6 protein-coding genes are annotated in these 13,503 nt (G+C 59.3%); all 6 read right to left on the bottom strand.

Annotation, left to right across the window (positions count from 1 at the left end):
* Positions 1-162 precede the first annotated feature (162 nt).
* Positions 163-750, bottom strand: coding sequence for a hypothetical protein (locus tag EQV97_RS23875; RefSeq protein WP_240890187.1), 588 nt, complete (start codon positions 748-750; stop codon positions 163-165).
* A 16-nt stretch (positions 751-766) separates the two neighbouring features.
* The gene (locus EQV97_RS23870; protein WP_240890186.1) at positions 767-1,378 is read right to left on the bottom strand and encodes a hypothetical protein; all 612 of its coding nucleotides are present in this window, start codon (positions 1,376-1,378) and stop codon (positions 767-769) included.
* 257 nt (positions 1,379-1,635) lie between these two features.
* Positions 1,636-2,028: a DUF2846 domain-containing protein gene (locus tag EQV97_RS23865; RefSeq protein ID WP_240890211.1), complete on the bottom strand. Its 393-nt coding sequence runs from the start codon at positions 2,026-2,028 to the stop codon at positions 1,636-1,638.
* Between the two features lie 567 nt (positions 2,029-2,595).
* Entirely contained in the window at positions 2,596-2,886 is a 291-nt protein-coding gene (locus EQV97_RS23860; protein WP_240890185.1) for a hypothetical protein, read from the bottom strand.
* Positions 2,887-3,573: 687 nt separating this feature from the next.
* Entirely contained in the window at positions 3,574-4,044 is a 471-nt protein-coding gene (locus EQV97_RS23855) for a hypothetical protein (protein WP_240890184.1), read from the bottom strand.
* Positions 4,044-13,466, bottom strand: a complete 9,423-nt coding sequence (locus tag EQV97_RS23850; protein WP_240890183.1) for a filamentous hemagglutinin N-terminal domain-containing protein — start codon at positions 13,464-13,466, stop codon at positions 4,044-4,046. Before EQV97_RS23850 ends, EQV97_RS23855 begins: the two co-directional genes overlap by 1 nt.
* Positions 13,467-13,503: the final 37 nt, after the last annotated feature.

The raw sequence follows: 13,503 nt of genomic DNA, 5'->3' as shown, positions 1-13,503 counted from the left end.
CAGCAGCCTCCTGTGGGCTCGGGATGCGTGGACTTGTCCGCGAACTCTCGTCGCGGCTCAGGCCCTGAATCTTTATCAGGAATTCAGGCAACCTTGTCAGCCAATCCTGATACCAGACCAGTTCACGACGCTTAGCCAGGGCCGCTTCGCAAGCGGCCTGCTCTACAGCAACTGACGTTGCACCGCTTCTTGCAGCGTGCTGCGGGCAAGGGTTTGCACCACTTCGCGAGTGTCTTGCTGGAAAGGCAGGGCAACGATCAACACCAACTGCATCCAGGTACGCACCGACTCGCTTTTGCGAATGCGCCCAAGTTCTTTACCGTCCTTGTCCTTGAACACCGTTTCCAGGGTAAACGTGTTCTTCGCCGTGCTGGGAATGATGAACATGGTCAAACCGGTCACAACGGCGGAGACAACGCTGTACTGTTCATTGTTGTACAGCGTGGCTTCGGCGTAGATGTCAGAGTCAACCTTGTCGGTAGTCACCCGCGAAAAGCGCCCCGACTCTCGGAACGCATCCACAATTGCCGATTCCCACAGGGCAGCTGGAGCGCCGGCAACCGTCCGCCCCTCCCCGCCGTTGGCCTGATAAAACGCGGTGGCGCGCACGAACGTCGTCGGCTTTTGCTGTGCAGCATCTGCTGTGAGTGGCCAGGCCTGTAAGGGCGGTAGTTCATGCATCGAGTACGATGCGCAACCTGACATCAGAATGACTGACAGGATGAAGGCGTGTTTGATGTATCCATTCATATGGTTCTCCTTTTAGTTACTGTTGTGCCAAGCGCGCAGTCGCGGTATCAAGCAGCGTTGAGACCAGTTCGCTCAACTGTTTGGCACCCATGGTAGGTGCCCAGTGTTCGCGTCCGTAAATGCCGACATTGCGCTCGAACTTGACCTGTTCCCTGGAAGTCGCCAGCGTTTTTCCGTCTCGGTCAACGATCTGCAGATCACCCGCCAAGTCGAAGCTGTCTACGTCGATGGGCCCATTGACCCAGATCCACAGCGTCAGTGTGAGCAAGGCGCCGGGGAAATAGGCGGGATGCGGAGCTCGACGACCTTTGAGCGAAGTCATATTGAAGTTGAGCACCACATCGTTCTCACCTAAACGGGTGGGGTATTCGGTGATTTGCTTGAAGTAGCCGCCTTTATCCACGTATTGCTTGATCTGCGTTGTTAGCGAACGGCTGATGGAGGTACGTGTAGCAGCGTCCATGTCCGGGACCGAGACTGTTACGTCGGCGAGTTGTGCAGTACGCGGGCTGGTAATGGTGGCGGGTTGTGTGGGTTCCCCGATTGGGCCGGTGACATTGTAAGAGACACAACCACTCATTGTTAGAATGGTGATTATGGCTGTGAGTTTTGAGAAGCTTTTAAACATGGGTACTCCTACGACCTTACAAAATTTTCGTTAAACGATTTTATTCTTAATTAAAAAAGGCCGAAGATCATTATCGATCAATTACGGACGCAGCCGTAACTACAGCGACCTTCAAGAGATATGAGTTTGGGGAACTGGGCAGCGCCGCCGAATTCTAGTTGGGTCAACCCTTCAGACCATCCGGGTGTTTTTTGACACCTGGATTAAAGCCCATCACTTCAGGAGTATTGCTGCACCTTTTTCACCGATTCAAATGGTTATTTACTCTCTTTAGCTATAGTACCAAGCGCAGCATCCTTCACCAGATAACGACCTTCAACATCGCTCAGTACTTTCAGGCTGTTTCGTGCCATCACCACACCGACCTCTACTTCCTGCTTCAGATAAATGACTTCACCAGCCTTGGCAGTTACCGTAACTTCCGCCCAATTTTCAGCTTTGGAGCTGATCACATGCGTCCCGGGCGTTACATAAAAGTAAATGTACTGGTTGCCTCGGTTGTAACCCATTTCCGAATCCGCTTCCTGGTCGTCAAGGAAGACATTGAAGCGGACCATCATCCCGGCATTGCTCGGCCGGACTACATAGACCAGCCCCTTATCCGCAACAGGTGCTTTAGGTAGAGAGTACTGTGCTACTTCCGCTTGCATCGCCTCCATTGATGGGGCAGAAGCACAGCCGTAGAGCAGTGCGATCGAGACAACAGCTGTAGCTTTTGAGAATAGTTTGATCATGTGAATCGTCCTTTTTTAGTTAAACATTAGATGAAAGGCTCATTTGAGCAATTCAGGTACTTTTTACAAACAACTTCATTTCGACCAATGGAGGATTCTGCGGTCAAAGCATAGCTCGCGAGTGTTTTAGGAGTTTCTTCTTTCAAGTAGCCATAGAATTGACGCAAGTGTCGACCCGTTAGGCAGAATCCCGGCAGCTCCGCCACTGGCGATAATCGATCCCGCACCCATTACAGTGCTAACGTCACCGATCATTTTTCTTCTGCAGCCTTAATCCAGCGCAACGTATTTGGATCACTAGTCTCACATTAAATTCTTTTGAAATGCGTGGTGATGCTGACGTTACCTGCGGCCTGAAGTTTTCATTGAAATTCTATATTAATTCAAAATGTACTTTGCTGGCTCAGCCGCACTCGCATTAAGGGTGATGATGTAAAAAGCCATCGACCCATCCAAATATCCCTACTTAACCATATTGCGGCTCTAATACTCTTTAAAATCTAAAAAAAATACAACCACATACAAAAAAAGCGCAAAACCGGCCAGCATTGCTCGCCACTCGGGAGGGGCCTCCTTTCCCAAGCCGCCCGGAGCGATAGCAATTCGCCCTCCACTTAAATAACCAAAAACACCTTGGGCAAACCATATTTGCACTACGAGAATAATGAAAAACCTTTTCCAGCTGCCATCGTACCGAAAAAAGCAATTCACTAAAGAAGCAGAGACCAATACGCCACCTAGGACGTATCTGTATTTATACAAAGACTCGTTCATCTAATTACCCTTAAAAACTTCGCTAGCCTTATCGATCAATGTATCCCACACTCCAGCAACTCCAAACGCGTTAGAAACTTTTAAAGCATCACTAGCTGACATACCTCTAGAGACTGCATAGTGTTCAAATCCTGTGCTTAAAGCATTGGATGTCGCCGCCTTTGGAAGGTCTCCTTGCAAGTAACCAGATAAGATTGATGCTGTCATTGAGCCGTTTGACAACACTGAGGCCACCCCACCGGTAGCGATAATAGAACCTGCTCTCATAACAGTCCTACATCGTTGATCATTTTAGCATCCGCTGCCTTGATCCACCGCAGTGTATTTACATCGCCAAAATCAATATTTGCGCCTGTAGCGATGCATTCAGCATTGCCGCTTGACAGGAACCGTGGGACTAATATTTGCAGATTATTAATTTCATCAACATATGCTTGCCGTGGCGGCAGAAGCTTATTTACCGAACAACTTGCTTCTGCACCATCTTATACGTTACGCAAAGTCCACCATCGACAACTGACCTCAGGTTCAAATATCACCCTGGCCTCCGAAATTGACTCAAGAATCTCAAATATAATATGCACTCCAGCCCCCGAACTATCCCGCACCAACTCAATAGAGCTGACATTTTCCGACGAAATAACTGCCAGCTCTTGCATTGAAAGTCTCAGCACGACCTGGGCACCATTAACTCACAGAGGTAAGGCTCACCCCCTCACTGATCACTATTTCCTCCGGAATCTCATCATAGACAAAAAGCTCATCACCTAAGTTTAAAATGGACAGGCAAAAACCGTTATCAAACGAGAGAGCAACGCCTATCACTACGTCTTCTACCAAGGACTGCACAAGCGATGCTGACACTAAGTTCCTTCCTACCACATCGGAAAAATAAAGCTCACCAGAGATGCAAAAAATGTCTTGCCTGCCGTATTCACCTAGATCGCAGCTTGAAATCGGATTCAAAGAAAAACAGATAGATGCACCATCAGGTCCGCCATAGAGTTTCCCAATTTCGGAATTTTCAAATAGAAGGCCAACCTCTTGTGGGGCAGAATCCCTCTCGGAAGAGAAAACATGGAATAGAGCATTTACTGACAGTAGTTTCTTACCGAGCACTGTTAAGAGCCAGGAAATCATAAGCCTACGTGCGTTCATTACCTGACACCTCCCTTCAGTGCGCTCTGTACAGATGGATTCTGAGTCACCCCATCCTTCAGGATAGTAACGAACGTTCCATCAGGCTTGGTAACAACTACATCATTACCCTTAACTCTGAAAAACACATCACCCCGTGCGCCATTTGCTCCTTGCCCAGCAAAAGTCCCAGGTATTACCTTTTCAGGGTTACTCCCAACGTCATGAATTTTATCGAGCACCATTTTACGATCTGCTGGACTAGCCGCGTTGCCGCCGAAATCTTCAACGTGCTTACCGAGTTTTTTACCTAGCTGCTTTGAATCCATCTTAAATGCTGCACCAGCACCTACGCCACCTGCAGGAATAGATGTGGCACCAGGTTTAGGAAGAAGGCCGGACACTTCCCCTTTTGCACCACCGATACCACCAGGCCGCATCCCCCCAAGCACGGTACCCAGCATTGCTCCAGCAAAAGCAGTAGAAAATCTGGAATCGTCACCATCTCTAGCGGCTGCGAGTTCGGTAGCGATTTCAGAACCAGCAGCAATGTTACTGTTGGTGATGAGTACGCCAACGATGGCGGCCTGATTGTATTCGCCACGGGCTTTCAGATCGTTTGCCAGTGCCCTGAGCTTTGGATCATCCTTCAAAAGTTGCGTCGACAACGCGTCACAACCCGTCGGATCGCTTTGACAGAGCGAGGCCAACTCTTTGTTTCTGTTCTCATCAAGCTCGGCGTAACGCTCCCGAACCCTGTTCTTACCCTCTTCAGTCGACTGACCGTCGACCTCTCGAAGCATTTCTACGACTTCTTTGTGATTCAGGTAGTTGTACTGCGTAGCGTTCTGCGCCACCCACGCCCCGGTTTGCAGGCTGTCGCCATCCGCATCCCGCTGCGTTGCCGCCGCGAGCACACCCACCAGTTGCGAGGTCATGCTCAGCAGGTTTTCGTTTCCACCTACCAACCTATCGAGCTGGACGACCAAGGCTTCGTTGGCGCCTGCCGCGAGTGCGCCGGTCTTGAAGTCGCCGCCGCTGACTTGCGCCAACAGGCCACCGACCATGGCGTGAATCATCACCTTGGACGGACTACCATCGACCGACGGGATGTAATCCCCCACCACATTAAAGCTGGCCGCCGCCAAGGTATTGAACAGGGTGGTTTGGAGGGCGCTGCCCAGATCACCGCCCTGCCCCATGATCTTGTTCAGCGCCACCGAGGTGCCGTTTTGCAGGCCCTGATTGGCGGCGAACTGGCCGATACCTTTCCACTTATTCAGGTTGGTGGTGACCTTGCCCGTGACGGAGTCAGTGGTGGTGCCGGTCCAATTGTCGAAGTAGCCAGCGGTCAGGCCCGCAGTGGCGCCGGAGACGAGGTAGCCTTTCAGCGCACCGCTGGACGTGACATCTTTTACAACGGCACCAAGATTGCCCTGGTTGTTGATCGTACTGATCGCAGCGCCGCTCGCAGCCGAGGTCAACACCGCCGTCGCCGCTACGTTAGCCCAACCTGCTGCTGTGGCAGCTCCGGCAGCAGACGTGCCTGCTGCTGCCATGGCCGTTCCCGACCCCGCAGTGGCTCCCGCTGCGGAGCCCACTGCGCCACTCGCGGCACCGGCAGTCAATGCGGTCACAATGATGATGATTGCCAGCATCGCGCCTTGGCCAAGACTCGAATGGCTGTACTTGAAGCTGTCGTGGATTTCCTGGACCAAACGCCAATCCACATCCCCACGCTGCTCCGCATCCTTGAGCCAGGCCAGGTTCGGATCGGCCTGCACCATGGCATCAATGGTCTCGCCCACTGACTTCTGGTCGATGGCCTTGAGGTCGATGTTCAAGCCGTTTGCGGCGTTGATTGCCATCTGCCCCTGGGCCACCAATTGGCTCTGGCGCAGGGTTTCATCGGTGTTGCCTTTGCCCGAGGCGGAGTTCCAGGCCAGGTCGCCTTTGCTCTTTTCGTGGCTCTCCTGGTGCAGGTCCTTGACGGCTTCGAAGGTGATGCTGCCGCCACTTTGCAGGGTCAGGTCGTTGCCGCTGTCGAGCTTGGCGCCCTGGTACAACTGATCCCCGCCGCTGACCAGCGTGAGGTCGCCACCGGTGTTGATTTGGCTGCCGATGTGCTTGATGTCGGTGACTTCGTCACGCCGGGTTTCCTTGCTGCCCCAACCGCCCTTCTTTTCCTTGTCGTACAGCGAATAGTCGCTGTCTTGGTCGGCCAGCAACTGCAGGTTGCCGCCGGCGACCAGGTAGGCTTCCTGGCCCGCGGTGACGGTGCTGGCGATGAGCGTGAGGTCCTGGCCGGCGCCGAGGGTGACGTTGCCGCCGGCGTTGAGGCTGGTGCCGACCTGGCTGACGTGGTCTTCCTGGGCTTCGACTTTGTGGGTTTTGCTGTAGCTGTGGTCTTCGTTGGCGGCGGATGCCAAGGTGAGATTATTGCCGGCGTTGAGGGCGAGGTCGCGCTGGGCGTCCAGTTGGCTGGCGACGATGGCGAGGTCGTGGCCGGCGTTGATGGACAGGTCGCGGCCTGCTTCGAGGCTGGCGCTGTGTTGGGTGATGGTGAGGTCGCGGTTTTTGCTGCCGTGTTCGTTGCTGTTGAGTTGTGTTGCCGAGCCGAGGGTGACGTCGCGGCCGGCGCTGATGCTGGTGTCGCGGCCGCTTTGCAGGACGCCGCCGAGGTTGTTGAAGTCGCGGCCTGCGGTGATGGTGAGGTCGTTGGCGGCTTCGATGCGTGCGGCGTTGTCGACGAAGTCGCGGTGCTGGGTGTTGAAGCCGTTGCTGCTGTCGTGGCCGGTGACGGTGCGTTCGTTGCTGATGTCGCCGGTGAGGCTGGTCAGGCTGACGTCGCGGCCCTTGATGATGCCGCCGGCGTGGTTGGTGAGGTTGTTGCCGGCGAGCAGGTCGAGGCGATTGCCGGCCTGCACCAGGCCGCTGTTGACCAGGTGGTTGCCGGCCATGGCGGCGAGGTTGCCGGTGGCCTTGAGGGTGCCGGCATTACCGAGGTTGTGCCCGGCGATCAGGCTGACGTCCTGGCCCTGGATCACCGCGCCGTTGGCGGCCAGGCGGTTGTCGGACTGGGCCAGGTACAGCACCGGGACCATGACTGGCTGGCCGTCGACGATCGCGGTTTCCAGCCAGACGATGTCGTGGGTCAGGGCCGCTACTTGCTCGGCGGTGAGGCTGACGCCCAGCGACAGCATCAGCGAGTCCTTGCTGGCGATGGCGTTGTCCATCAGGTAGCGGAACATGTCTTCGTCGGAGGTCAGGCCGTCGAGATAGCGCTGGCCGGTGTGGGCGACCACGGCTTGCTGGATCAGCTGCTGCTCGTAGAAGCCGTCGCCCAGGCGCTTGGCGCTGTCGTCGGGGTTATAGCCGAGTTGACTGAGCAGGTAGTCCGAGCTCATGAATTGCTTGAGGTCGGTGAGTGCCGGGTTGGTTTCGATCAGGTATTTATGGGGCTGGGATTGCCCGCTGTTGCCTGGCAGGCCCTGGACCTTGGCCACACTGACCGCGCCAGCCAGGTTGCCGGACGGGTCGGCGCTGATGTCGCGCTCCTCGGTGCCGGGTATGGCTTGTTGCCGCTCGGCCGCGCCGACGCTGGCCTCGCTGAGGTTCCAGCTGTGCGGACCGGTGTCGCCCTGGGCACTGCCCTGGCCACTGAGGCGGAACAGGCCGTTTTGCCCGGTGGGCAATTCAAACCCTGGCAGCGCCAGTGGGTTGATTTGCTGTTGTGCCAGGTCCGGGGGCAAATGCTGGTTGAGGGTCACGCGGGTGGAAAATGCGTTGCCCGGGGCGCTGGTGTTGGTGCTCGGGCCGCTGCCGACGTACTCAAATCCGGCACGCACCACGCTGTTGTCGAAGTCGTTCTGAGTGGTGATGTTGACGTTGCCGCCGGCCTGGATGATCGCGGCGTAGCGTTGGTCGCCGGTGCTCAGTTGGGTCACGCGACCAAACTGCGGCAATTCAGCTTCGGTGGTGCCGATAAACTGGCTCATGGCCGCCGCCAGGCCGCCGAGGTTACCGGCGTCGTAGCCGTTGCCGTGCAGCCAGTAACGGTCGGTGAACGCCTGGGCCATGTTGACCCAGCCGCTGCCATTGCTGGCGCGTTGGGTACGAAACACGCGCACGGTTTCGGTATCGGAGGTCTGCACGCCGGTGTTGGTGAGGTTGTTCAGCGTGGCGCTCAGGTTGCCGCTGGTGGCGATGGTGCTGCTGTGGTTGAGCAGGTCGCCGCCGTTAAGAATCAGGTCGCCACCAGCGGTGATGCTCGACGCGGCACTGGCGGCGGTGACTTGCAGTTTTTCGCGCTGCACGATTTCCCAGACGCGGTTTTGCTTGCCGCCGCAGTCGCCGGCGTTGACGCCTTCGATGCAGGGGATTTGTTCGATTTTGGCGGTGTAGATGCCCTCATCAGAGACCGTCAGCAGCGCACGGATGTTTTTGATCGTGCTGGCGGCCAGGCTCATGCGGCCGTCGCTCTGCATCAGGCCGGAGCTGTTGACGATGCTGGAGGCCCAACCACCGTCGCCGTCACGGTCGATGTCCAGGTCGCCCAGGCTGTAGAGGCTGGCGTAGCTGTTGGTCAGCGATGCGACACGCAGGCCCATGTCCCAGCCACTAAAGATCAGGCCGTGATCATTGAGCAACGCTGCCGTGGTGAGGGTGAGGTCCTGGCCGCTGCCCAGGGTGCCGTAGTTGTTCACGGCGCCGGCCTGCAGCATCAGGTCGGCGCTGGAGGTCAGGCGCCCGTAGTTGTTCAGCACGCCGGCGACGGTGATCAGGCTGTCGCCGCCGCTGGCAATGCTGGCCACTTCAGGCAGGTGCAATTGCCCGGTGCTCAGGATTAAGTCACCCCGGCTGCTCAGGCGACCCTTGCCGGTGTAGAGGCCGCTCAGGCCGAGGTCCAGGCTGCCATCGCTGGCGATCAGGCCGTCGTTGCGCCAGTTCACGCCGGTGCCGATCAGGCTGTTGGCGGCCAGCAACTGGCCGCTGGCGCTCTGGGTGAAGACGTTGACGTTGACGCTCAGGCGCCCGGCCTGGATGACGCTGCTGTTGGTCCACTGGTCGGCCGTGAGGGTCAGGCCGCCCCGGGTGATGAGGTCGCCGCCGGCATTGATGACGTTGGCGGTGGCGATGTCGAAGGTGCCGTTGCCTACGTGCAGCACGGTGCCGCCGGTGTTGAGGAAGCTGCCCAGGCCCAGGCTCAGGTCGGTGTTGGCGCTTTCCAGGGTGCCGTGGCGGTTGTCCAGCAGGCCCGCGATTTGCAAACGGCTGGCGCCTTGGGTGCCGAGGGCGCGCAGTTGACCGCCCTGGTTGTCCAGGTGGGCGGCGGCGATGTTGAGGATGCTGTCGCTCTCGAGGATGCCTTGGGCATTACTCAGGGTACCAGCCAGGCTGAAGTCGATCTGTTGAGCGGCGATCTGCCCTGCGCGGTTGTCCAGGTCGGCGCCGTTGACGCTGATGCGTTGTGCGGCGTACAGGCCGCCACTGCGGTTATCGAAGTGGCCGGTGTTGAGGAGCACATCGCCCGATTGAGCGGCAAGGCGCCCGCCCTGGTTGTCGATACTGGCCGTCGTCAGGTTCAGGCGCTCGGCCTGGGTGGTGCCGCCCCGGCGGCTGATCCGGTCGGTGCCGTTTTGCAGCCAACCACTGAGGGTGGCGGTCAGTGTGGCGTGCAGGCTGGCCAGGACGCCGCCGCGATTATCGAGGTTGCCGGCGTTGAGGTTGAGGTCACCGTCCTGGGCGAGGATACGACCTTGCTGGTTGTCGATATCACCGGCGACGTCCAGGGTCAGCACGCCCTGGCTTTGCAGGGTGCCTTGGTCGTTGCTCAGGCGTGCGGCTTGCAGTTGCACATCGCCGTGCTGGCTGTAGATCAGGCCGTCGGCGTCGTTTTGCACCCCGCCCGTGGCGGTCAGGGTCAGCTGGTCGTTGGCGGCGACTGTGCCACGCTGGCGGTTGTCCAGGCCGCCCGTGAGGAGGGTGAACAGCCCTTGGCTGGCGAGTTGGCCGCCCTGGTTATCGACCTGGCTGGCGCTCAAGCGCAAAGGCCCGGCGCTGGCGAGTTTGCCCTGGGTATTGCTCAGGGTGCCCAGCAGGTTGAGGGTGACGGCGTTGTTGCCGATCAGGCTGGCGCTGCTGTTATCCAGCGCGTCGGCGGTGATGCCCAGGGCCTGCGCGGCACTGATGGCGCCGCCGCGGTTGTTGAGGGTCGAAGCCTGGACGGTCAGCGCAGCACCGCTGTCGATCTGGCCGCCCTGGCTGTTGTTCAACTCAGCGTCGACGGTCAGCGCCTGAGCGCCAGCGCTGGAGAGTATTCCGCCGTTGCGGTTGTCGAGGCTGCCGGCGTTGACCGTCAGGTTGTGCTGACTGACCAAGGCGCCGGCATGGCTGTTGAGCAAGGCGTTTTTAACGGCTACCTCAAGGTTACCGTTGCGGCTGGAGAGCGTGCCGTTATTGCGGTTGTCCAGGTTGCTGGCATTGACGACCAGCCCTTCCCAGCCGGAGACCAGACCGTGTTGGTTGGTCACGCCAAGGCCGTCGAGCGTCAGGTACTGGCTGCTGATGAGCTTGCCGTTGTGGTTATCGAGGTGTCGGCCGGCGAGTGAGAAGCTTTGCTCGCTGGAGATCTCGCCGCCTTGGTTGTTCAGGTCGCGCAGCTGGTGGATGCCCAGCGCACCGGCGGTGGTGATCAGGCCACCGGCGTTGTTCAGGTCGCCGCCCGCCGTGCCGAAATCCAGGGCGATGGCGCTGCCCAGCAGCGATCCGCCGTTCTGGTTGTTCAGCGCGGCGGTCTGGATATTGAGGCGCTGGGTGGCGTTGATCAGGCCGTGAGCCTGGTTGTCCAGCAGGCCGTCGACGGTCAGGTCGAGGGTGTCACGGCTGGTCAGGGTGCCGCCCTGGTTGTTGAGGCTGGCGGCGCGCACGTCGAGGGCCGACGCGGCGATCAGGCCTTTGAGGTTGCCCAGCGCCTGCTCCACGCGCACGGTGAGTGCCTGGCTGCTCAGCAGTTTGCCATTGCTGTTGTCCAGGCTGTTGGCGGCGAAGATAAAGGCTTGGGCACTGGAGATTTCCCCGCCCTGGTTGTTCACTTCGTTCAGGTGGCCGAGCATCAGCAGCGGTGCGCTGATCAGGCCGTTGCGGTTGTTCAACTGGCCGTGATTGAGGTTCAGGTTCAGCGCGCTGTTGCTGAACAACATACCGCCTTGTTGGTCCAGGCCGGTGACGTTGGCGCTCAACGCCTGGTCGCTGGCGATGCGGCCGGTGTCCTGGTTGGTCACCTGGGTGGCCGTCAGCTCGAGGGTATCGCTGCTGGTCAGGTGCCCGCCCTGGCTGTTATCGAACGCGCCCGTGCCGAGACGCACAGGGCCCTTGCCACTGATGTTGCCGCGCTGGCGGTTATCCAGGTTGGCGCTGTGCAGACTGAGGCTGGCGTCGGCGACCAGTTGACCGCCCTGGTTATCGACCACACCCAGGCTGTTCAGACTGAGTGGACCGGCACTGGACAGGCTGCCCTGGCGATTGTTCAGGCTGGCGGCGCTGACCGTCAGTGCGCCTTCGCTGTTGATCGAACCGCCGAGGTTGGTCAGGGCACCGTCGAGGCGGATATCCACTGCCGACAAGGCACTGACCGCCCCGCCGCCGTTGTCCAGGGTCTGGCCGGCCAATGAGACACGGCCCTTGGCCTGCAGCAAGCCCTGGTTCTGGTTGAGCATTTGCGCGACGCCAAGGCTCAGGTCCGTGCCGGCCAGCACCTTGCCGCCGTCACTGTTGTTCAGTTGCTGGCCGCTCAGGTTCAGCGCCGCCGAGCTGGAAAGCTCACCGCCTCGGTTATCCACCGTATCGACCTGGACGGTCAGCACCTTGGCGCCGAGCAAGCCGTTGTGACGGTTATCGAGGGTGGTGCCGGTGAGGTTCAGGTTGCCCTGGGCGATCAATTCACCGCCCTGGTTGTCCAGATGCGTCACGCTGAGATCAAGATCGCCGGTAGCGCTGACCCGTCCATCCTGGCGGTTATCCAGGTGACCCACCTGCGCCTGGAGCGGGCCGCGACTGTTGATCAGGCCCTGTTGGTTGAGCACTTGGTCCGCATGCAGGGCAAGGCTGTCGTGGCTGAGCACCCGCCCCTGCTCACGGTTGTCCAGCGTCGCGGCACTGACCTGCACGCCGTTTTGCGCAGTCAGCGTGCCGCCGCGGTTATCCAGGGTTTGGCTGACGCCTGCGTCGAGGTTGCGACTGGCCGTCACGCTACCGCTGTTGCGCAGGTGCTGCGCACTGAGGCGGATATCGCCGACACTGTTGCGGCTGTTGTCGGCGTTGACGCCGGCCTCGATGATGCCGCTGTTGGTCAGCTGGCCACCGGCGCTCAGGCTGATGCGATCACGGGCAGCCAGGCTTTGCCGGTTGCTTGAGGCGCCGCTGGTTTTAACCTCCAGGGTGGTGCCGGCGTAGACCGGACCTTGCGCCTCCAGGCTCGCCGCCTTGACGCTGATGCCTTGGCTGGACGCGGCCTGGGACAAGGTCAAATGACCATTGGCATCGATCTGGATATCGCCACCGCTGGCGGCCAGGTTGCCGGCCAACCGTACCCCGACACCGGCTTCGGTGCCCACCAGTTTGATGGCGCCGGCGTACATGCCACCCAGCGCGGTGGAGTCGATGGCCAGCTGTGGCTTGACGCTGCCGTCGTCCGCACGCGCCGTGGCATTGAGGGTCTGTGCGTCAACGTCGTTGCGGCCCGCGATCAGGGTCAGGTTGCGAGCGTTGATCTGCGCATTGAGCCTGGCCGTGCGGGTGATGATCTCGAAGCTGTCGACGTTGCCGGCATTCAGCCCCGCACCCTCGATGCTCACACTGCCGCCATCGACCTGAAAGTGATCAAGGCGTCCGTTGTTCAGGATCGGGGTGCCGGTGGTCAGGGTGGCACGTGGGGTGTTGATGAAGCCGCAGCCGTTACAACTGATGCCATAGGGGTTGGCGACGATGACGCGCGCCGATGGCCCCGCGACTTCGGTGTACCCGCGCAGGTGGCTCGGATTACCGCCGTTGACTTCATTGAGAATGGTGCTGGCCGCCGAGCCCTGCAGGTTTGGGTTGCCGAGAATGATCCCGCCCAGTTGCGTGGCCTGGGTGCGCGTCGTGGCGTTGTTGAGGATCACCCCGTTGGCGCCGACGTTGTAGTCGCTGAACTGATTGTGCGACAGGCCACTGGCATTGGGCGCGGCGATGTTGACGATGGGCACGCCATTGCCGGCCTGGCCCACTGAGGTGCCGGGGCCGCTGACCACAATGCCATCGGCCTGCACCAGCAGCGGCTGCCAGAACAGCGCATTGGCCAGGATCAGCGCCAGGCCGCGCTTGGGCAGGCCGCAGAAGCGGTCAGGGCTTGCCGGGGCGGCAGATGGCTGGTGGGCCCGGTGGGCGAAGGGACGGGTCGGCATATCAATCTCGATGCAACAGGGCGTTGTCGGCAGTGGG

The organism is Pseudomonas sp. TMW22090 (assembly GCF_022496665.1).
In the GTDB taxonomy this organism is placed as follows: Bacteria; Pseudomonadota; Gammaproteobacteria; order Pseudomonadales; family Pseudomonadaceae; genus Aquipseudomonas; species Aquipseudomonas gregormendelii.
Note: the sequence above shows the minus strand (reverse complement) of the source record. Positions and strands in the feature narration are given on the sequence as shown.

Bases quoted from the DNA above. Each gene is read 5' to 3' on its own strand.
- EQV97_RS23850 (WP_240890183.1), bottom strand. From the start codon at position 13,466: ATGCCGACCCGTCCCTTCGCCCACCGGGCCCACCAGCCATCTGCCGCC.
- EQV97_RS23870 (WP_240890186.1), bottom strand. From the start codon at position 1,378: ATGTTTAAAAGCTTCTCAAAACTCACAGCCATAATCACCATTCTAACA.
- EQV97_RS23860 (WP_240890185.1), bottom strand. From the start codon at position 2,886: ATGAACGAGTCTTTGTATAAATACAGATACGTCCTAGGTGGCGTATTG.
- EQV97_RS23865 (WP_240890211.1), bottom strand. From the start codon at position 2,028: ATGCAAGCGGAAGTAGCACAGTACTCTCTACCTAAAGCACCTGTTGCG.
- EQV97_RS23875 (WP_240890187.1), bottom strand. From the start codon at position 750: ATGAATGGATACATCAAACACGCCTTCATCCTGTCAGTCATTCTGATG.
- EQV97_RS23855 (WP_240890184.1), bottom strand. From the start codon at position 4,044: ATGAACGCACGTAGGCTTATGATTTCCTGGCTCTTAACAGTGCTCGGT.